The sequence below is a fragment of the Corynebacterium sp. 21KM1197 genome, assembly GCF_033783015.1.
Classification (GTDB): domain Bacteria; phylum Actinomycetota; class Actinomycetes; order Mycobacteriales; family Mycobacteriaceae; genus Corynebacterium.
The window spans coordinates 189,206-210,533 of record NZ_CP123907.1 but is presented as its reverse complement, the minus strand read 5'-3'; the positions used below and the strand labels follow the sequence as shown (position 1 = coordinate 210,533).

Genomic DNA, 21,328 nt, shown 5'->3' with positions numbered 1-21,328 from the left:
AGCCTCATACTCACGCAGCCTAGAGAAGAAAGCTGAAAGCATGGCAAAGCCCCGGGGGCTTGCCGCGCAATCACAAGGACACCGACAGAGGCCGATCCGGGGCCACGGTAGCAGGGTAACATAGCCTGCATGCAAATAAAAGAATCATGGGTTTCACCGGAGCGATTTGCCGAGTACAAAGCCGCCACAGGAGGTGACATCACCATGGCTAGTAAACTCTATGAATGGAATGCCGCCGCATCCGCATCGCTCTTTGAACTCATCCACCACTTTGAGGTTTTACTTCGGAATAAAATAATCTCCCAGCTCAACCACAGCACCCCCTCCCAGAGCCTTCTCCCCGGAACCCCCTGGACGCAAGAGGCCGATTCAATACAAGAAGTAGCCGCGCGAATCAAAAAGCGAGGCAAGGTTCCCACTCCCGGAAGGATCTATTCCGGCCTCACCTTTGGATTCTGGCAATCGCTATTTGAAAATAAATACGAGGAGCTTTGGCGACACTCCCTACAATACGTTTTCCCCAATTCTAAGGCTGACCGCTCAACCATCGCGGAATACCTTGCATCAATAGGGTATGTGCGAAATCGAATCGCACACCACGGCAGTACCCTTGAGATTGACCTCCAGGTGGAGGCACAAAAAATCATTCGCCTCGTCGGCTGGATGGACAAAGATGCCGAGACGTGGATGAAATCCATCCAGCAGAAAGTAATATCAGCCACGAATGAGCGTCCGGTAACCCCTCTGCGAAACGTGGCTATCATACCCGACCCCAAAGCATGGGATCTTTACATCAACCGAAAGCAAAACGCTTGCATTGTCAAAGCCGGACGCTCAATCAGGAACGTAGATTACCTGGCGTTCTACGCCAATCACTCCATTCAGGCAATTATCACCAAAATAGAACACCGATTTGACGCCATCGACTGGAACGGAGCCAACGCTAAAAAATTAAATAAATCCTCTAGTTCCATCGACAAAGACATAGCAAAAATCATACAAGCATCAAAAGCGAATGGATGGAATGATCCCGTCTATCAAGTTTTCCTCCTATCCTCCCCTAAAGATGAAAATACCATCACCCTCCCCGCCCCCATTCCCCACCCAAAAAGAGGACGTGGAAGCGCCTTTGCCAAGCAACCCCGCTACCACACCCTGGCCTCGCTCCAAAGCGCACGCGACACCACCGATCTAGAATCCCCTCCCCACAACCGGCGAGCAACCCCGTGATCCACCCCGGGTTCTGCGTTCCGACGGCTCCCTGGGCGGCTACGCCGGTGGCCTGGCCGTTAAGGAGTATTTGCTGGGGGTGGAGGGCAAGGCTCTTCGCCTCTAGGCTGGAAAACCTATACCGCATGATCTCACATACGGAGAAACGATGAGTAATGAGCACTCCCATCAGGAGCCAAAGACAACGCAGGATCCAGCGATAGACGCGCATCCTACGGATCATCAGGGGCCCATTCCCCTTCCTCCTCCCGAGGATTTATCCCAGTATGAACAGATCCAGGCCGGATTAGCCGACCGCATAGTGGCAATGGCGGAAAAGGCCGCCGAAGCCACAAACGCAGCAACCCATTCCAACGCGGAAGTAAACCATGCTGCGGCTCGGAGAATATCCGCAGAGGCGGAGTCTATCCGCAGGAGGCAAAAACTTTACTTCTTCCTGACCATATTTTTCGCCTCCATCGCCATCATCCCCGCCGCCCTCGGCCAACAAGGGCTTGCCATTGGCTTAGGAGTACTCGGAGCCATGCACTCGCTCGGGATTCTGATCCAGCCCAGGTTCACGGAAACGTGGTTCCGCAGCAAGCCCAACAAGGATCTCCCAAGCTAAGCCCTGCGGCACACACCCCACCGCAGTTCAACCGGCATACCGGCAAACTATTTTTCCTACCATAAAATGATTTGCGTCCAGACCGCCGCGAGATCAAGAAATCTCTGCGACGGGCCCTGGAGCGGGCCACAGCCTACGGCATCGTGATGTGCATTCGCGAAGCCATAAAGTGGCTATGGATCCTATCGCCAGCTCAAACCAGGAACCCTCACTTGTTTTGACCCGCGGGTGGGGGTTCCCTTATTTTCGCCCTCTACTACGGAAGATGAAACTTAGTTTAAGCCCTCCCCAGCAGGCGAGTAGCCCTGTGACCCACACCCCACCGGGGTTACCCCTCCCGCATTGCCAGGGAGGGGTAACCTACCTCTCATCGTTTTTATTCCCCTAGCAGGGAGGCTCCCATGCGCGAACTCACTCTCCGCGCGGTGATCCTGGGTGGACTCATCACCCTGGTTTTCACCGCCGCCAACGTCTACCTCGGCCTCAAGGTGGGACTCACCTTTGCCACCTCCATTCCCGCCGCCGTGATCTCCATGGCGGTGTTGCGCAAGTTCGCGCAGCACACGGTGGTGGAGAACAACATCGTCCAGACCATCGCCTCGGCGGCCGGCACGCTCTCCGCCATCATCTTCGTGCTCCCCGGCCTGGTCATGGTCGGCTGGTGGCAGGGCTTCCCCTATTGGACCACCCTTCTGGTGTGCATGATCGGCGGCGTACTAGGCGTGATGTATTCCATCCCCCTGCGCCGCGCCCTGGTCACCGGCTCTGACCTTCCCTTCCCGGAGGGCGTGGCCGCCGCCGAGGTGCTGCGCGTGGGCGATGAACAGGGTTCGGCGGAGGAGAATCGTCGCGGCCTGCACGTGATCGTCGGCGGCGCGCTGGCTTCTGCGTTCTTTGGCCTGCTCGGGGCGCTCAAGGCCGTGGCCACCGAGGTTTCCACCGCGTTCAAGGTGGGCACGGGCGGCGTGATGATGGGCAGCAGTTTATCCCTGGCTCTCATCGGCGTGGGGCACCTGGTGGGAATCACGGTGGGCATCGCCATGCTCGCCGGTGTGTTGATCGCTCACGGCGTGCTCATGCCCATCTTCACCAGGGGCGAGGTTCCCGCCACCGGCGATGTTTCCGAGTCCGTGGCCACCGTGTTCAGCCAGGACGTTCGCTTTGTGGGCGCGGGTGCCATGGCGGTGGCGGCGCTGTGGACGCTGTTGAAGATCATCGGCCCCATCACGCGCGGTATCCGCTCCTCGCTGCTTTCCTCCCGCGCCCGCAAGAGCGGGCAGGAGGTGGAATTGGTGGAGCGCGATCTCCCTTTCCCCTTGGTGATCATCAGCATTGTAGCGTCCATGATCCCCATTGGATTGCTGTTGTGGAGCTTCCTGCGCGGCACGGAGATCGGCCATCATACCGGCCTGCTCATCACGCTCAGCGTGCTTTTCACCCTTATTTCCGGGCTGTTTATTGCCGCCGTGTGCGGATACATGGCTGGGCTTATCGGGGCGTCGAATAGCCCCATTTCCTCGATGGGTATTATCACGGTGCTCTCCGCAGCGCTGCTCATTAAGGTGGCCACCGGCTCCGAATCCCAAACCAATCCCACCGCGCTTGTGGCTTATACGCTCTTTACCGCCGCCGTGGTATTTGGCATTGCCACCATTTCCAATGACAATCTCCAGGATCTCAAAACCGGCCAGCTCGTGGGCGCAACTCCCTGGAAGCAGCAGGTGGCGCTCATCATCGGCGTGATCTTTGGTTCGTTAGTCATTCCGCCGATCCTGCAACTCATGCTCCAGGCCTTTGGTTTCCAGGGAGCGGAGGGCGCGGGCCCGGACGCGCTCGCCGCGCCCCAGGCGGCCCTGATGAGTTCCGTGGCGCAGGGGATCTTCGGGGACTCCCTGGATTGGGGCAAGGTGGGCCTGGGCGCGCTCATCGCCGTGGGCATTATTGCTATCGACGAAACCCTCAACCGCACCTCCGCCAAGCGCCTGGCGCTGCCGCCCCTGGCTGTAGGAATGGGTATGTACCTGCCGATGGGGCTGACGCTGATGATCGTGGTGGGCAGCGTGATCGGCGCGCTTTATAATCGACGCGCCGCCCGCAGCGCGCAGCCGGAAAAGGCTACCCGCCTCGGTGTGCTCATGGCCACCGGGCTGATCGTGGGCGAGAGCCTGTTTGGCGTTCTGAACGCCGGAATCATCGCGGCCACGGGCAAGGCCTCCCCGCTGGCGATCTTCCCCGAGGGCTACGAGTCCGCCGGGCAGTGGGTGGGGATCGTGGTCTTTGCCCTGCTCACGGTGGGGCTGTATCGGTGGGTGAGCAAGAAGAGCGGGTAAGGGTTCTCGCACTGCCAGAGGGCATTCTCCACGGCCTTAAGAGGCTGGGAGGATGCCCTTTCTCAAAACCTAATAACACTTCCAGAGAGCAAGCTCCGCCCAGTTTTGAGGAGCTCCTGTTCTTACCAATGGTAACCACATCATTATCAGGGCAGGTATCCAACAAAACCGGTAACCGCAGCGCCGGAGATAGGCCAAGTTGCCTATGCAAATACTGAATCAAAGTGAGTTGAACAAAACCTTACCCGTTTTCCCAACACCGGAGCCAGCCGCTAATCAGTACTCAATTTAGTCTTAATGCCATAAACGGGTTAAAGATTCGGACATAATGAGGTTTATCCACAGGGCTACTGAGGTGAAATCTTCACCGGCCTTAACCCTGGTCAAGCGACTACGAAGATGCCACACTACCGGCAAGTGCAGCCCTGTAAATAAACCTCTGCCTGTACCCCATACGGGCACACTCCTCGACCTCAACCTCAGAGCCCCCTTGAACATACATAGAAATCTACATAGAATACCCGCATGGAGACCATCTCGATCACCACAGCCTCCCGGAGGGGCATCTCCCAGTTAGTCGCCTCCGCAGAAAAGAACCAACAGGTCATCCTGTCCCGCCACGGACAGCCGGTGGCGGAGATCGTCTCTACCCAAGAAATGGCCACGCTCCGCGATGACCGGGAAAAACTACGCGACGCAGCACTAATATTAGCCCGATTTCTTACGGATTGCGGCGAGCGCACCGATCTCGATGAGGCCCTAGATCATTTCGGGCTCACCCGTGCCGAACTTGAGGCTGAACTCGCCTCCGAACTCCACACCGTCTAGCACCATCTAGCCCACCCATACCGCTCCCCACCTCTCACGCCCGCGTGCGCCTCACCGAGGATGCCATCGCAGATCTTGTTCGCCTGCGTAAAAAGGATCCCCAAATTGTCCGTGAGATCTTCAAGAAGATGCTCCTTTTAGAGCGTTCACCCGGCGCCGGGGAACCTCTTTTAGGCGCACTCATTGGTTTTCGCAAACTCATCGTCGGCAACCGAGATTATCGCATCATATGGCGAGAAACCATCGACGATAACCACAACCCCGTTTTAGAAATCGCAGAATTCTGGGCCGCAGGAGCCCGCTCCGACGGCGAAGTATATGACGAGATGGCACGGCGAATAGAACAACTCAAGGAGTCAGGTTCTCCCCAGGCGCATTCCCTAGCCACCATCCTTGAAAGCATGGGACAGAGTTTCCATCAGATTACCGCTCTCCCCGAGCCCGATATACCCACCCCTTTACCTTCCTGGCTGGCCACGGCACTACAGAAGGAACTAGGTTATTCACTTTCCAAGATCTCAAAGCTCAGCGAGGAAGATGCCCAAGGCCTGCTCATGGCCCATTGGTCACGCCACCAAGATAACCCATAGCCCCCAGCTTCACCACCGAGCACCCAGGCCCTCCAGAGGTCATGCCCCAGGCGCAGAGCCCACAGGGCGCAAACCCGGGGAGCCACCGCCCCAAAACATCGAAGAAGGAAACAAAAGTATAAAGGGTATAAAAGAGTCTAAATCTCTAGCATGACGCACCTCCGCAATCCCTTCACCCCCACCGCAGGTGCCACCCCGCCCCTCCTCGTTGGCCGCGATGAGGAGGCAACGAAGTTCCGCGAATCGCTTATTGATGGCCCCGGTGCCCCCGGCTTGCTCACCCTCATCACTGGCCCTCGGGGAACGGGCAAAACCGTCATGCTTAATGCCCTTGAGGACGTAGCGCGATCCGAGGGCTGGCTGCACCTTTCTGAGACCGCCACCGCAGGCCTCCTAGAACGCCTCCGGTTTGGAGTTGAGGAACTCCACTCTGCGGAAAGCGCCCTTCCGCCTTGAGAATTGCCGGACTCAGCACCCCAATCGGAGGAATTAATCTGGATTACCCCTCTCGCCCGGATACCGGCCTGAGGCAGTCCGTCACTCGGTTACTCACTGAGCTTCAGCAGCGAGGGGTAGGATTAGTTATTTCCGTCGACGAAGTCCACGGAGCAGACAGGGCGGACAGGGAGGAATTGCGCCAACTCGGAGCGCTCTCCCAACACCTTGTCCGCGAGGAATACCCCTTTGCCCTCATTCTCGCGGGCCTACCCGGCGCTATCTCCAACCTCCTCAGTGATTCCGTACTCACATTCCTGCGCTGCGCCGAGCGCATAGAGCTCAGTAACGCCTCGCTTAGCGACGTCCGCGCCACGCTCACCGATCCCATCGAGGCTTCCGGCAAGACAATCACTCCCGAGGCCCTAGAACTCTGCGCCACAGCCACAGAAGGATACCCCTTCATGATTCAGCTAGTGGGCCACAACACCTGGCGGCACGCCACCGGCCCCACCATCGAGGCCAGCCACGCCCAACACGGCATCGAGCGCGCTCGCCGCCGCCTCGGAAGCCTCTGTCCATGCCACCTCCCTGCGCGACCTCTCCAACGTGGATAAGACCTTTCTCATCCACATGGCCCAGAACTCCGGCCCCTCCCGGATCAACGACATTGCCACCCGCATGGGCGTGGAAAAGAATTACACCTCGGTGTACCGCCAGCGCCTCCTCGAAGCCGGAGTTATTCGCCCAGCCGGAACTGGCCTGATCGAGTTCACGCTGCCCGGACTCCGGGAATACCTGCGCGAGCACACCACCACGCTTGTGTAGGTTTTGCTTTCCGACGTCCCACAGACCCACCCCGCCGATCCACGGTAATATACCTTTTGCCGGGAACATACCCGGCTCCTCCTGGTGGTGCGATAAGTCTCCACCACCTGGCGGAGGCACGCACCCCACCAGGGAAGCACCTTCGACTGTCAGGGAGGAGGTGAGACGAATGGCCCGCCATCGACGCGAAAGCGAAGATAAAAGGAACCGCCGCCGGAGCAGCAACTCCGTGCGACGGTTCCTGGGGCGGCTGAGTATCAACGTGATCGCGAGATTTATCGTAGAAGCGATCATGAGGCTGCTCAGCTAGTCTCACGAAGCCCTCGCCCGGATTCCACGTCTCGGCGGGGGCTTCGCCTTTTAATGACAGTCAAGGTGGGCTGTCCTTATCCAGGATAGCCCTCGCCAGCATCTGGCTCAACCACACCAGCAAAAACCCTAGACATGGGTGGTGGGGGTGCCCAGCCCCAACCGGGACCACACACCCCCACACTCACAGACCTAACAGGTCACCATCAGATCCCTTAGATCCGAGAAGGCATACCCTCCTCCAACACCAAGGAACCAGACGGAATCGCCTTAATCGAACGACGCGGCGTCTTCGGCGCCACAGCCTTACCAACCTCAGGCGCACCCTCAGAAACCACCGTCACATTCCGATCCCGCTTCTTCTCCACCGTCTCCGGCGAAGGCGCAGGCTTCGTCACATCCTCAGCAGTCACCGTCTGCGCAGCATCATTAATGTCATGGTGCACAGCCACCACATCACCAGACTTATCACGCAGAGTCTCAAACGCCACCTGCTCAGAGCAGTTAGCATCCGTCACCGAAATCGGCACATTAATCTGACCATCCGCAACCTGCGGAACAAACGCCACCTTCGCCGTAGCACCAGTGGACTCACCAGAAGCCTTACACATCAACGCAGCCTCCAGCTCGTAACGCTGGCCCACCTTCAAACCAGTGAAGCTCACCGTATCAACCACCGTGGCACCAGCAACCAAAGGCCCATTGCCCTCAATCGCGGCATCCGTGGTGATCTTCGGCTCCGGCTCACCCGGCTTCGGCGGCACCGGCACCACAGGCTCGCCGGGCTTCGGGGTCTTAGCGTGCGCCGGATCCTCGTTGGACTCCACCGGCTTATCGCCGGGCTCGTTCGGATTCTCCGGGTTCGGACCAACACCCTTAGCCTTGGCCTCATCGGCGTGCAGCTTCCCAGCCTCCGGTGCGGGGATCGTGCCCTTGAAGGTCACTTCCTCACCCGGCGCCAGGCGCTCGGCCTTCTTGGCATCTTCATCCGTAGCGGGCTTCGGATCATCAACCTTCACGCCGGACTCATCGTTCTCCAGCAGGTTGTCCTCCACCGTCACGTTAAAGACGTTCACGTCTCCAACGTTCTTCACCACGAAGGTCACCTCAAGCTCATCGCCAGCCTTGGAAGCCTCCACGGCTTCATTCGCGGTCTGCGAATCCTCACCGTTGATGTACTTCTTCAGAGCCAGCTTGGGCTCACCCTCACCCGGGGTCTCAGCGTGGGCCGGGTCCTCGTTAGAGGGCACCTTCGGCTGATCCAGGCCAGGCTCGTCCGGGTTCTCCGGGTTCGGCGGAACACCCTCGGCCTTAGCGACATCCTTGTGGTTCTGGTTGCTCTCCGGCAGCGTCAGCTCACCGGTGAACTCTCCAGACTCACCCACGTTGAGGCGGTCGATCTGATCCGGGGTGATGTTCACAACATCGCCCACGCCCTCAACCGTCTCATCGGACAGCGTCACGTTGAACAGATCAACCTCGCCGGTGTTCTTCACCACGAACTTCACCGTGGCCTTCTCACCCGGCTTCAGCTGCTCCGCCGTGTTCCAGTCCTGAGCATCGTTGTCGTTGATGTACTTCTTCAACTCCAACTTCGGCTCACCAGGCTCGGGCTTCTCGCGGGTGCTCACGGTCTGAGCCGCATCATTGATGTCCTTGTGCTCAGCGATCACATTCGGCACGGAAGCATCCGGCGTCGGGTTGCCCTTGGCATCCACCACCATGGAGGTCAGTTCCTCGAAGGCCACCGCGGACTTCACATCCGTGGCATTGGCGTTGAAGGTGATATCCACATCCACCGTGCCGGACACGGACTCAGCATCCGAGTTCGGCGTGGTGAAGGTCTTTTCACCGGAACCAATCACGCGATCCTCGTTATCCTTATCGCGCATTTCGGCCTGCAAGGTGTACTCCGTGTTGGGCTTGAGGCCCTGGTAGGACACCTTATCCACAACCTTGCCACCAGGCACGATCTCATCCACGGCCTTCGGATCCACCGAGGTGGTCACGGAGGGCTTCAGATCGGTCGGCTCAGCAGGCTCCTCGGTCGCGGGCTCGCCCGGGGTCGCCGGCTCAGAGGTCACCGTTGAGGTCGGCTCCGGAGCAGAGGTCTGCTCCGACGTCGGCTTCGGCGCATCGGAAGGCTCATCCTCCGGGTTCGGCTGGGGGTTCACCGGCTGGTCCGACGGAACCACAGACTCCGAGGGACGCGGCTTCGGCTTCACCTTGGAGTCATCAGTCTCCACGGTCTGCTTCGTGTCCTCGATGTCATGGTGAACAGCAATCACCGAAGGACGATCCACGCTCTTAGGCAGCTGCTTAATCGCACCCTTCGCAGCGTCCTCACCATCAAGAACCTCATCCGAGGCCTTCGCCTCGAGAGCCTCAGCATCCGAGGACGTCAGAGTCTCAAAGACAACAGCACTAGCGACGGGTTCCTCAACATCGGCATTCACCGTCAGCTCCACTTCCGTAGAACCAGAACCCGAATCCTCAGCCGTGAACGTGGCAGAGCCCTCACCAATCACAGCCCCATCAGCCTTATTCACTAGCTCAGCAGTGACATCGTAAGACTTACCAGGAACCAAACCAGAGTACTTCACCGTATCAACGATCACGTTGTCAGCAATAACAACGTTGTACTCAGCGTCCTTGAACTTGGCAACGGTCTCAATCTCCGGCTCAGGCTTCTCCGGGGTACGCGCATGAGCAGGATCCTCATTGGACTCCACCGGCGTCTCCGCCTTGTTGATCACAGGATTACCCTGCTCATCAGCAACCGGCTTGCCATCAGCATCAACCGGGGTGTATTCCACAGGCTCACCAGACTCATCCACCGGAACACCCGTGGACTTCGCCTTATCCGCATGCAGCTTACCCGCAGCAGGAGCCTTCAGATCACCAACAAAGACAACCTTGTCACCGGACTTCAGCAAACGCTGCTTATCAGCATTATCCGCGAAATCAGCAACCTTGATGTTGGTCACCTGGGCGGTATCAGCATCCACACCGGACACCGTGCCATCAAGAGCATTGGTGAATGCTTCCTTGATCGCCTCATCCGACGGGTTCTGAATGTCCTTCAAAGCCAACTCGCCGGTGTTCTCCACCACGAAGGCCACAGTCAGATCCTCATCAGCCTTGGCCGCCTCATGGGCAGCATCCTCGGTCTGAGAATCGTTCAGACCCTCGGCCTGGGACACGGAGGTGATATCGGTCTTGGCGCCGATGTACTTCTTCAGCTCAATCTTCGCAGACTGATCCTCCGGGGTCGTAGCGTGAGCCTGGTCCTCCTCAGACTCCACCGGCGTACCCGGTTCATTAACCACAGGATTACCCTGCTCATCAACAACCGGCTTGCCATTCTCATCGACCGGGGCGTAACCAGTCGGCTCACCCTTCTCATCAACAGGAGTACCAGTGGTCTTGGCCTTATCAGCATGCAGCTTACCCGCAGCCGGAGCCTTCAGATCGCCCACAAAGACCATCTTCTCTCCAACCTTCAACAGCTTCTGCTTCTCAGCATCCACCGCACGGATATTGCTCACCTGCGGAGTATCAGCATCCAGACCAGCCTCGGTGCCATCAACAGCATTCTTAAACGCCGCCTTGATGGCTTCATCCGAGACCTTCACATCTGCCAGATCCAACTGACCGGTGTTCTCCACCACGAACGCTACGGTGAGGTCCTCATCAGCCTGAGCAGCCTCATGGGCAGTGTCCTCAGTCTGAGAATCATTCAGGGCCTCGGCCTCAGCAACCGACAACGAATCAGCATTCTCAGCCTTCGCACCGATGTACTTCTTCAGCTCCACATCCGCAGTCTTCGACTCCGGGGTCACCGCATGCGCAGGATCCTCATTCGACGGAACCCGAGAACCAGGCTCCTGACGATTACCATCCTCATCAACAAACGGAACCTCATTACCCTGCTCATCAACCGGAGTACCCTCCGCCTTCGCCTGGTCAGCATGCAACTTCCCAGCCTCCGGCGCAGCAATCTTCGCCGTAAAGTACTTCGTCTCACCAACAGCAATATCCTGCTTCTCCGGCGAAACCGTACCCGGATCAATACCCGCAGTATCAGAATCCATCAACGCATCAGCAACAGAAACATCCTTCAGGTTCAACGCACCAGTGTTCGTCACCGCGAACGTCACCGTCAGATCATCACCAGCAGCCTTAGCAGCAAACGCCTCATCAGCCGTCTGCGCATCCACCACACCATCAGCACCAGGCTGACCCTGCGGCTTCTCCGAACCAGCGAACTCCTCCGTACCGATGTACTTCTTCAGCTCAATCTTCGCCTGCTGATCCTCAGCAGACTCCACAGTCTGAGCCTCATCATTGATGTCCTTATGCTCAGCAATCACATCCGGAGCAGAACCCTCCGGCAGATCCTCAGCCTTATTCGCCTGAGCCTCATCATCATCCGACTTCAACGTCTCAAACGCCACAGCAGCCGCAACCGGCTCCGCAACATCATCACTGACCTTAATCGGAACAACAACAGAACCATTACCGGACTCATCAGCCGTAAACGACTGCGAACCAGAACCCACCACCTTCGACTCATCAGCCTTATCAACCAACGAAGCCTCAAGCGTGTACTGCTTACCCGGAACCAGATCCTCATACGTCACAGCGTCATTCACCGTAGCGCCAGCAACAACCTGATTAGCACCCTCAGCGAACTCAGCAGAGGTGCTGATCTTCGGGTTCTTCGGAGCCGGACGTTCGGTAACCTCCGGGGTCTCCTCGGGAGTAGTAGACTCCTCAGACTCCGGGCCAGGGGTAGGTTCCGGCTCGGGATCACTATCCACGTCCACGATAACCATGTGCTGACCATCTTTATCATCAGGCACAACATAAGCACCGGTCCGGTTATTACCGGAGGTGCTTTCCTTGCGGCCCGTGTTGTCCGGGCCAGTCAGGTAATCGTAAGCCTTCAGAACGTTGGGCGGAACACCCTTCACTCGCTCATTAGCGTCAAGCCCATCACTAAACTTCCAAATCGCAAGCTGAGTAGCCGCAACAGCATGAGCCTTAGAAAGGTTCGGAAGGCCAGCCTTTTCCGCAAGCTCCTTCTCAGGGAGCATCGGGTAGGCATTGTGGAGAATCCAGTTAATCTTCTCTCGGTTATCTTGATTCTTCAGATTTTCCGAGCGGACCTTATCGTTGTATTCGGTCCACGTAAAGGCCTTAGCGGAAGAATCTTTAACAAAGATTTGGTATTCCACACAGTAAGCATAAATATTGGGAATAGCCTCTCCGCTGCGAGTTTGCAGCAGCGGATCAAGACCAGTTCCCAAAGGAACATCCTCACCATCGACCCTCATGCCACTCGTGGGATACATGCTCCTCTGCGGATCAAGGAAGAACTCTTCACCGTAATCCAGAGCGTTCGCCACGGAGGTCGAACCGGAAACCGCGATCACCAAAGCAGCAAAGAAAGCAATAACCCTCTTTACAGCCTTTGATATACCAAAGGTACTAATCGTTTTTTTCACCATCAGACACTGGTCTCACCTCCAGCCCTCTGATCGTAATGAATACTTGCTATGTGTTTCATACTGTACCTACCTTAGACGCAGCGATAGCGCTGACACTGGAACTTTAACACGCTTCCAGGGTCTTTTCAAGGGAATGGACCGTCCCTTGCGTCAGCGCGCAAGCATTCCAGCCACCACCCGAAATCACCCCAAATAGGTACTAAAGTAGATATTAAGGTTCAATGAAATATCTGCATAGTGATCCACGACATAGAAAACTCCCCACCGGAATTATTCCTGGTGGGGAGTGGTTTATTTGGCCGTCGCCCGCTTCCGTGTCCGCTTGGCGGGCTTTTTGTCTGGTGCAGCGGCCTCTTTGGCCCTACGTTCAGAAAGCAACTCATTAGCCCGCGCATCGGTCATGGTTTCCGGGGTGTCGCCACGCCGCAGGGAGGCATTGGTCTGGCCGTCAGTGACGTATGGACCAAAGCGCCCGTCCTTCACGCTCATGGGCCGCCCAGAGACATCATTGTCCCCTAACTGCCTGAGCGGAGGCTTGGCGGCGGCGCGCCCGCGCCGCTTGGGCTCGGCGTAAATACGCCGCGCCTCGTCCAGGGTCACGCTAAAGATCTGCTCCTCACTGGCCAGGGATCGAGAGTCCGAGCCCTTCTTCAGGTACGGCCCGTACCTGCCGTTCTGGGCGGTAATCACCTCGCCATCGGACGGGTCCACCCCCACCTCGCGCGGGAGGGCAAGGATCTGTAGCGCCTGCTCTAACGTCACAGTGGCCGGCTCCATCGAGGAGAACAGGGAGGCGGTGGCGGGCTTGAGGGATTCCTCCACCAGGGCGGCCACGCGCTTTTCCTTCTGTTTGGCGGCGGTCTTGGTCTCCCAGTTCTTGGCCCGCTTACCCTCGGCTGCGCGCTGGCGATCCTCCTCAGCGCGCTCGGCGGCCACCACCTTCTCCGCCTCGGCCTCGGCCCGCTCCTGCTCGTCCTCGCGGAGTTGCTCGGTCACATAGGGGCCGTAGCGCCCCTCCTTGGCCACGATCACGCGCCCGTTGGCAGGGTTCACACCCAGTTCACGCCCGCCTTGGGGGGTGGCAAAGAGTTTTTCGGCGGCGTCGAGAGTCAATTCCTCCGGGGTGGTGTCCACGGAGAGGTTGGCGCGCTGGTACTCCGGCTCGCCCTCGGCGGTGGTGCCCACCTGACGCTCGATGTAGGGGCCGTAGCGGCCCACGCGCACATAGATGGGGCGGCCCTCGGCGTCCTCGCAGAGGAGCAGGGAGTTCACCTGGCGGGCGTCGATATGCTCCAGGTTCTCCCCCACCAGGGTCTTGAGCCCGCCGCGCCGCGCGATGGCATCCGCGATGTCCTCATCGGCCTCCAGGTTGCCAAAGTAGAAGCCGGTGAGCCAATCCACGCCGTGCGCAGAGCCGGTGGCAATGTCATCGAGTTTGTCCTCCATCGAGGAGGTGAAATCATAATCCACCAGGGCGGAGAAGTTATTTTCCAGCAGCCCCACCACGGCAAAGGCCACCCAGTTGGGCACCAGCGCATTACCGCGCACCATCACGTAGCCGCGATCCTGAATGGTTTTGATGATGGAGGCATACGTGGAGGGGCGGCCGATGCCCAGTTCCTCCATCTTTTTCACCAGGCTGGCCTCGGTGTAGCGGGCCGGGGGGTTGGTGGTGTGCCCATCCGCGCTGAGCCGCGCGGCGGTGAGGCTATCGCCCTCGGTGAGGCGCGGGAGGCGTCGCTCGGCATTATCGGCGAGGTCGCGGCCGTCGGCAAGCTTCGTGCTCTCCACGTAGGCGCGCAGGAAGCCTGGGAACGTGATGGTGCGCCCCGTGGCGGCAAACTCCGCCTCCTCGGAGGCGCTGGCGAGCAGCGTGACCTTCAACGAGGTGCCCTTGGCGTCCGCCATCTGCGAGGCCACCGTGCGCTGCCAGATCAACTCATAGAGCTTGTACTCTTCCGCGTCCAGCCTGCCATGCAACTGCCCCGGGGTGGCAAAGCGCTCGCCCGCGGGACGGATCGCCTCGTGCGCCTCCTGGGAGTTCTTCACCTTGCGGTCATAGCGGCGCGGCGAAGGAGCCACAAAGTTCTCCCCGTACAACTCGCGCGCCTGCTCCCGCGCCGCCTGCATGCCCTGCGCGGACAGCGACGTGGAATCCGTACGCATATAGGTAATGAAGCCGTTTTCATACAGGCGCTGCGCAATGCGCATGGTGCGCTCCGAGGTGTAATGCAGCTTGCGCCCCGCCTCTTGCTGCAACGTGGAGGTCATAAACGGCGCGTACGGGCGGCGAGTGTAGGGCTTCTCCTCCACGTCCGTCACGCGCGCGGTGGCCCCAGTCAGTTCCGCAGCCAGGGCCTCGGCCCGCTGCTTATCGACGACCACCAGTTCCGCCTTCGCGGAACCCTTCAGCTCACCGGAATCGTTGAAGTCACGCCCCTGCGCCACCTTCTTCCCGCCCAGGCGGGACAGGCGCGCGACGAACTCCCGAGGATTATCGGGATCGGACTGCGCCACCCCGGTATCCATCGTGGCCGCCACATCCCAATACTCCGCCGAGGTAAAGGCCATGCGCTCGCGCTCACGCTCCACGATCACGCGGGTGGCCACGGACTGCACGCGGCCCGCAGAAAGCCTCGGCATGACCTTCTTCCACAACACCGGGGAAACCTCATAGCCATACAGGCGATCCAGGATGCGGCGCGTTTCCTGCGCGTCCACCAGATTATCGTCCAGATCGCGGGTATTCTCCGCCGCCGCGAGGATCGCGGACTTGGTGATCTCGTTGAACACCATGCGCCGCACCGGCACCTTGGGCTTGAGCACCTCCAGCAGGTGCCAGGCGATGGCCTCCCCCTCGCGGTCGGGGTCCGTGGCCAGCAGCAACTCATCCACGAGCTTCAACTTGGCCTTAAGATCCGCCACCTTCTTCTTCTTATCCGTGCTCACCACGTACAGGGGCGTAAAGCCATGCTCCGTGTCCACGCCCAGGCGGGCCCACGGCTCCTTCTTGTACTTGGCGGGGACATCCGCGGCACCACGCGGCAGGTCACGGATATGGCCCACCGAGGCCTCGACGATGTAATCATCGCCCAGGTAAGGCTGGATCTTCTTCGCCTTGGTTGCCGACTCCACAATGACCAGGCGCTTCACGCCCGGCCCCTTAGTATCTGCCACGGGAGTACATCCCTTCCCTCGCGCAACGAATAACTACTACTACACGTACACCGTACACAGGCACCGCCCACAGTATTTAATGGTGCGGTTACGCGCGGGGGGTTGGGTACGATATACGAGATGGAGGGCCAATTAGTTGCCTACGTCGATGAGTCATCGGCGTCCAGGATTCCCCGGCACCAGGAGTACATGGTGTGCGCCACGATCCTTCCCCTGCACACCTCGATGCCGTGCGTAGCGCCCTACTCCCCTTACGCCTCCCCGGACAGATCAAACTCCACTGGACCGATGAGAGCAAGAAGCGGAAAGAAGAGATTATCGCCGCCGTCTCTCGCCTCGATGCCATCCAAGTAATCATCACGCACCGAAGCGAAAAGAGCAGAAAAACCGAACGCTACCGCAGGAAGTGCTTGGAACAATTATATTTTGAGCTATCCGATATGCAGATCAACGAGGTGACCCTGGAAAGCAGACACCCGACGCAAAACAGGAAAGATATTGAACATATCGTTGCACTCCAGGCTGGCGGCCAGAGCACCAACATTCATCTACACCACATACGCAGGGGCGATGAACCACTATTATGGATTCCCGACATCATCCTCGGAACGATAAACTCTTTACACTCGGGCACGAGCAGGGATTGGGAGAAGATATCCGATAAAGTAATTCTCAACCGCAGCACACCAGAATCTCTCACGGATTAAAACGAAGATCCTAGGTCCAGTCGTCCGGCTGGGATCCTAGGATCTTCTTCCTAACCTGTCGTAACAGGCGGCAGTGACCTCATGCTACCTCCACAAGACTCATGCATCAAGCCCATTCTCCCCACCACTGGGTGCCCGCACCAAGAACCTACTAGAATCCACCTGTAAGCGAGCAGCCCCTGCCGGAGTGCTGAAGTGACAACGGTTTCCCGGCAACGATCCCCGGAGGTGATGAATGACCCATCAGATTGAGGCATGGATCGAGCTCTTCATGTCCTCCGCATGGTTCTACCCCCTCACCGCCACGATGGTGTTCCTGGACTGCCTCATTCCCTTCTTCCCCAGCGAGTCCATTCTCACGATGGCCGGGGCGTGGTCAGGCAGCACGGGCAGCCCCAATATCTGGGGCATCATCGGCGTGGGAATAGCCTTTGCCATGCTGGGCGATAACGTGTGCTACCTGCTGGGCACCCGCTTTGTGCAGTTCATTCGCTCCGCCCCGCCCAAGAGCAAACTCGCGGCCTCCATGCGCTGGGTATCGGCCAATATGAAAAAACGCGCGGGCTTTACCATCATCATCGCCCGCTTTATCCCCTGGGGCCGCCTGGTGCTCACCCTCTCCCTGGGTTCCATGCGCTACCCGTGGCGCAAGTTCTTCTTCTTTGACACCATCGGGGTACTCATCTGGGCGGTTCAGGCCGGGTTCGTGGGATACCTGGGCGGATACGTGGTGCAGGATTACCCCCTGGCGGGGCTGGCGCTCGGGCTCACGCTGGGGGCACTGGTGGGCGTGGCCATTGACAAGGTGCACGCCCGATTCAGCGATTACTCCGAGGTGCGCTCGGGGGTTTCGCGGGCGTGAGGAGTTGGGGCACCAGGCTCTCGCTATGGCGTAACCATTAGGAAAGTGCTTTCTCTCGGGGATCGTGAGAGACACCCACGGCTTTCAAGGCATCGGCCAGAGATCGTAGAGCCGTACCCGCCCCTCCGCCTCATCCATTGCTTCCACCGTGATCGTCCAGGAGACCTGTGATGTAGCTCCAACAAAAAGATAATCAGCCTCCACTCCTACCTTGTAGAACTCATCCATCACCCTGTCTAAATAATTCTCCAGCTCTTCAGGCACATACCCCATTCCGCATAGTTCTGATTAATCTCAGTAGTATATATCAAAACCCTTCCTTCCGGCAGATTTTCCATAGAATATTCGAGATTAAGTTTCTTCTACAATGAGGATCATACGGGCTAAGGTGAACCGTTTTTATCTGTCATTCAGGGCAAGGACACCTCATCTTGAAGTATTTCCCCTTGGCCACCACCCAACCTTGCCGTTCCGTAGAACCATCCACCCCAGTCCTGTGACTCAAAAATATCCTATACCGTAATTTTTGAACCACTAAAGGAACGGAGGCCACGAAAATCATCGGTGACCTGGCCTTACAGCGATGGGACCAGCCACCTCGGCATAGGCAAAATCACGGTGTAGATTCACTCTCCCTGCGCCACTTAGCCGAACGTGGCACGCTGACCCGCATGCGGCACGGCGTGTACGCCGCCACTTCCCCCAACCCGTCGATAAGCATAAGAAAAGGGCCGCACACCGGGACGTACCCAGCCTGCGGCCCTCCCGTGCGAGCTTTAAAGCGCGCGCACCTGCTGAGCCTGGGGGCCCTTGGCGCCCTCACCGATCTCGAACTCCACGCGCTGGTTCTCCTCCAGGGTGCGGAAGCCGTTGCCCTGGATCTCGGAGTAGTGCACGAAGACGTCGGCGGAGCCGTCCTCGGGAGCGATGAAGCCGAAGCCCTTTTCGGCATTGAACCACTTAACAGTTCCCTGTGCCATGTTTTTGCAACCTTTTCTTTTGGTTCTGTGCTGACGCTCTGGTGCGCCAGCGGGAAACGGGTCTCATCAAACTACCCAGTTCCGGGTGTGGCCCTGGGCGCCCGCATGTTCATCTCCTGCGAGCGCCTACACACTGCGCACAGAAACTGCGACCTTGTCTTAGTGTGTCATGTTTTACGCCTGCGCGATAGTATCGGAAGTCCATCTCGATAAAATCCCAGGCCACGCACACTTCGATTAACCTCAAAAGGGGGTAAAACACGCCGATGGCACCACCGCCCACTCTGGGAGAGGAACTCGTGGCGGCGCTTCATGCCCGTTTCCCGGAATCGCGCTGCACGCACTGCTCCACCACCCCGGCGCGCCCGGCACGGTACGCCCCCTGGCCGCAGTGGGCGCTACCGGAGTTGCGGGCACACCTGGAAGAACACGGCACCGCCCACCTGTACGAACATCAGGTGGCCGCCGCCGAGGCCGCGCACGCGGGCCAGCACACGATCATGGCCACCGGAACCTCCTCGGGGAAGTCGCTGGGCTATCTGCTGCCGGTGCTCACCGACCTCGCGCAGGACCCCACCGCCTGCGCGCTGTATCTCACCCCCACAAAGGCGCTGGGTTCGGATCAACTCCGCCACCTGCGTCGCATGTGCCGCGAGGTGGGGCCGCTGGGCGGTATTCACCCCGCACCCTATGACGGCGATACCCCCGCCGAGGCGCGGTCCGGTATCCGCGAGCAATCCCGGTTCATTCTCAGCAACCCGGACATGCTGCATACCTCGCTGCTGGCGCACCACCCCCGGTGGGCGCGCCTGTGGCGGCGGCTGCGCTACGTCATCGTGGATGAATCCCACATCTACCGGGGTGTGTTCGGCGCACACGTCGCACTCGTGCTGCGCAGGCTGCGCCGGATCGCCGCACACTATGGCGCCCACCCCACGTTCATTCTGGCCTCGGCTACCTCCGCCGAGCACGCCTCGCGCCTCACCGGGTTGGACGTGCAGGCCATCACCGACGACGCCTCCCCCGTCGGCGCGCGCACGGTGGTGCTGTGGGAACCGGGCTTCCTGCCCGACCGCGAGGGCGAGCAGTCCGCGCCGGTGCGTCGCTCCGCCGCCTCGGAGGCCGCCGGGCTCATGGCCGCGCTCGTGGCCCAGGGCTCGCGCACCCTGACCTTTGTGCGTTCCCGGCGTTCCGCCGAATCCACGGCGCTGCTTGCCGCCGAGGACCTCGTGGTCATGGGCAAGCCCCTGGCCGCGCAGCGCGTGCGCTCCTACCGCGCGGGGTACCTGGCGGAGGATCGCCGCGCGGTGGAACGCCAGCTCGACTCCGGGGAACTCCTGGGCGTGGCCACCACCAACGCCCTGGAACTCGGCATCGACGTGAGCGGGCTCGACGCCGTGGTCACCGCCGGTTTTCCCGGCACCGTGGCCTCCCTGTGGCAGCAGGCCGGGCGCGCGGGCAGGCGCGGGCAGGACTCCATCGTGGTGCTCGTGGCTCGCGACGACCCCCTGGACACCTACCTCGTGCACCACCCCGCGGCGCTCTTGCGGCGTCCCCTGGAACGCGCGGTATTCAATCCGCACAATCCCCACGTGCTGCGCGGACATCTCTACTGCGCCGCCATAGAACTTCCCCTGAGCAGCCAGGACATCGAGGACTTTGCCGCCGCAGAGGTGGTGGAGGAACTGGTGGCCCAGGGCCTTATACGACGCCGCCCGCGCGGCTGGTTCCCCGTGGGCGAGGAAACCACCACCGCGCACGCCAGCCTGGGGCTACGCGGCGATACCAGCGGCGACGTGCTCATCGCAGATACCAGCGACGGCCGCCTGCTGGGCACTATCGACGCCGCCCGCGCCCCCGCCCAGGTACACCCCGGCGCGATCTACCTCCACCAGGGCGACTCTTACGTGGTCGATGACCTCAACCTCGATGACGCCGTGGCGCTCGTGCGCCCCACCGAGGTCGATTACACCACCTTTGCCCGCAGTTCCACCGCCGTGCGGGTGCTCGATGAGGTGCAGCCTCCGCGTACCCTCGCGCCCGGCGTGGACCTGCGCAGCCTCAACGTGGAGGTTTCCCGCCAGGTAACCGGGTACGTGGTGCGACGCCCCGACGGTACCCTCATGGACACCGTTCCCCTGGACATGCCCGTGCACACCCTCACCACCCGCGCCGTGGCCTATACCCTCGATCCCGCCTTTTTAGAGGAGATCGGGTTGCCACCTGCCGAATGGCCCGGCGCACTCCACGCCGCCGAGCACGCCGCCATCGGCATGCTCCCCCTGCTGGCCACTTGCGACCGTTGGGACATCGGCGGACTCTCCACCACCGAGCACCCCGATACCTGGTTACCCACCGTCTTTGTGTATGACGGCCACCCCGGCGGAGCCGGGTTTGCCGACTGCGGCTTCGAGCGCTTCCCCACCTGGATCACGGCCACCTTTGATGCGGTGCGATCCTGCTCCTGCGAGGGCGGGTGCCCCTCCTGCGTGCAATCGCCCAAATGCGGCAATGGGAACCAACCGCTGAGCAAGGCGGGAGCGGTGCGGCTGCTGGGGGCGCTGGCGGGGGTGGCTACACATCAGAGTCCCTCGCCTTATGCGCATCAACCCCAATCCAATCAACTACGCGGGCCAGATCAAGCGACTTAGGAATCCGTGTAGTGGTTAATCAACACCCGATTGATCACCACCTCCAAAGGCAAGTCCTCATCCAATGCCTCGCGGATCAACGCGCCTCGCACGGCTTCCGGGAGGCCCCACAGAAGCATCCCCGACCCATAAGTCACATCAGACGGTTCAACCTCCCCCAGGTGCGCATGAACATCTTTGACCGCCTGGGCTACATATCCCTCATCGAAGCCCTCGATCTCGTCTACGGTCTCCACCGTCACGTTCTGGTACCGCTTCATGATCTCCTCCTTTCCCCTGCA

At 59.7% G+C, this 21,328-nt stretch carries 16 protein-coding genes; 11 read left to right on the top strand and 5 right to left on the bottom strand.

Annotated elements, in window-relative coordinates; translation table 11 throughout:
- The first annotated feature begins 129 nt into the window (after positions 1-129).
- From OLW90_RS01005 to OLW90_RS00970, 8 genes are all read left to right on the top strand, one after another.
- Positions 130-1,230: a hypothetical protein gene (locus tag OLW90_RS01005; protein ID WP_319650450.1), complete on the top strand. Its 1,101-nt coding sequence runs from the start codon at positions 130-132 to the stop codon at positions 1,228-1,230.
- A gap of 148 nt (positions 1,231-1,378) precedes the next feature.
- Positions 1,379-1,837, top strand: coding sequence for a DUF2335 domain-containing protein (locus OLW90_RS01000; RefSeq protein WP_319650449.1), 459 nt, complete (start codon positions 1,379-1,381; stop codon positions 1,835-1,837).
- 401 nt (positions 1,838-2,238) lie between these two features.
- Positions 2,239-4,167 (top strand): OPT family oligopeptide transporter, encoded by a 1,929-nt coding sequence (locus tag OLW90_RS00995; RefSeq protein ID WP_319650448.1) that lies wholly within the window; start codon positions 2,239-2,241, stop codon positions 4,165-4,167.
- A gap of 525 nt (positions 4,168-4,692) precedes the next feature.
- Positions 4,693-4,995 carry a type II toxin-antitoxin system prevent-host-death family antitoxin gene (locus OLW90_RS00990; protein WP_319650446.1) on the top strand — a complete coding sequence of 101 codons (303 nt, stop codon included), beginning with the start codon at positions 4,693-4,695 and terminating at the stop codon, positions 4,993-4,995.
- A gap of 44 nt (positions 4,996-5,039) precedes the next feature.
- Positions 5,040-5,585, top strand: a complete 546-nt coding sequence (locus OLW90_RS00985) for a type II toxin-antitoxin system RelE/ParE family toxin (protein ID WP_319650444.1) — start codon at positions 5,040-5,042, stop codon at positions 5,583-5,585.
- Positions 5,586-5,735: 150 nt separating this feature from the next.
- Positions 5,736-6,041: a hypothetical protein gene (locus OLW90_RS00980; protein ID WP_319650443.1), complete on the top strand. Its 306-nt coding sequence runs from the start codon at positions 5,736-5,738 to the stop codon at positions 6,039-6,041.
- A gap of 176 nt (positions 6,042-6,217) precedes the next feature.
- On the top strand, positions 6,218-6,637 hold the full coding sequence (locus tag OLW90_RS00975) for a hypothetical protein (protein WP_319650442.1): 420 nt from the start codon (positions 6,218-6,220) through the stop codon (positions 6,635-6,637).
- Entirely contained in the window at positions 6,630-6,848 is a 219-nt protein-coding gene (locus tag OLW90_RS00970) for a hypothetical protein (protein ID WP_319650441.1), read from the top strand. The genes OLW90_RS00975 and OLW90_RS00970 overlap by 8 nt, the downstream gene beginning before the upstream one ends.
- Before the next feature lie 524 nt (positions 6,849-7,372).
- Here OLW90_RS00970 and OLW90_RS00965 read toward each other — a convergent pair.
- Both OLW90_RS00965 and topA read right to left on the bottom strand, forming a co-directional pair.
- Entirely contained in the window at positions 7,373-12,670 is a 5,298-nt protein-coding gene (locus tag OLW90_RS00965) for a VaFE repeat-containing surface-anchored protein (RefSeq protein ID WP_319650440.1), read from the bottom strand.
- Positions 12,671-12,961: 291 nt separating this feature from the next.
- Positions 12,962-15,847, bottom strand: coding sequence for a type I DNA topoisomerase (gene topA, locus OLW90_RS00960; RefSeq protein WP_319650439.1), 2,886 nt, complete (start codon positions 15,845-15,847; stop codon positions 12,962-12,964).
- 194 nt (positions 15,848-16,041) lie between these two features.
- On the opposite strand from topA, the gene OLW90_RS00955 reads away from it, so the two are divergent.
- Both OLW90_RS00955 and OLW90_RS00950 read left to right on the top strand, forming a co-directional pair.
- Positions 16,042-16,554 carry a hypothetical protein gene (locus tag OLW90_RS00955; protein ID WP_319650438.1) on the top strand — a complete coding sequence of 171 codons (513 nt, stop codon included), beginning with the start codon at positions 16,042-16,044 and terminating at the stop codon, positions 16,552-16,554.
- A gap of 235 nt (positions 16,555-16,789) precedes the next feature.
- Positions 16,790-17,416 (top strand): DedA family protein, encoded by a 627-nt coding sequence (locus OLW90_RS00950; protein WP_319650437.1) that lies wholly within the window; start codon positions 16,790-16,792, stop codon positions 17,414-17,416.
- A gap of 84 nt (positions 17,417-17,500) precedes the next feature.
- On the opposite strand, the gene OLW90_RS00945 is transcribed toward OLW90_RS00950, so the two are convergent.
- Both OLW90_RS00945 and OLW90_RS00940 read right to left on the bottom strand, forming a co-directional pair.
- Positions 17,501-17,680 (bottom strand): hypothetical protein, encoded by a 180-nt coding sequence (locus OLW90_RS00945; protein WP_319650436.1) that lies wholly within the window; start codon positions 17,678-17,680, stop codon positions 17,501-17,503.
- A gap of 512 nt (positions 17,681-18,192) precedes the next feature.
- Positions 18,193-18,396 carry a cold-shock protein gene (locus OLW90_RS00940; protein WP_055122404.1) on the bottom strand — a complete coding sequence of 68 codons (204 nt, stop codon included), beginning with the start codon at positions 18,394-18,396 and terminating at the stop codon, positions 18,193-18,195.
- A 266-nt stretch (positions 18,397-18,662) separates the two neighbouring features.
- Here OLW90_RS00940 and OLW90_RS00935 point away from each other — a divergent pair, with 266 nt between their 5' ends.
- On the top strand, positions 18,663-21,047 hold the full coding sequence (locus OLW90_RS00935) for a DEAD/DEAH box helicase (protein WP_319650435.1): 2,385 nt from the start codon (positions 18,663-18,665) through the stop codon (positions 21,045-21,047).
- Here OLW90_RS00935 and OLW90_RS00930 read toward each other — a convergent pair.
- Positions 21,044-21,307, bottom strand: coding sequence for a hypothetical protein (locus OLW90_RS00930; protein WP_319650434.1), 264 nt, complete (start codon positions 21,305-21,307; stop codon positions 21,044-21,046). The genes OLW90_RS00935 and OLW90_RS00930 overlap by 4 nt on opposite strands.
- Between the last annotated feature and the right edge of the window lie 21 nt (positions 21,308-21,328).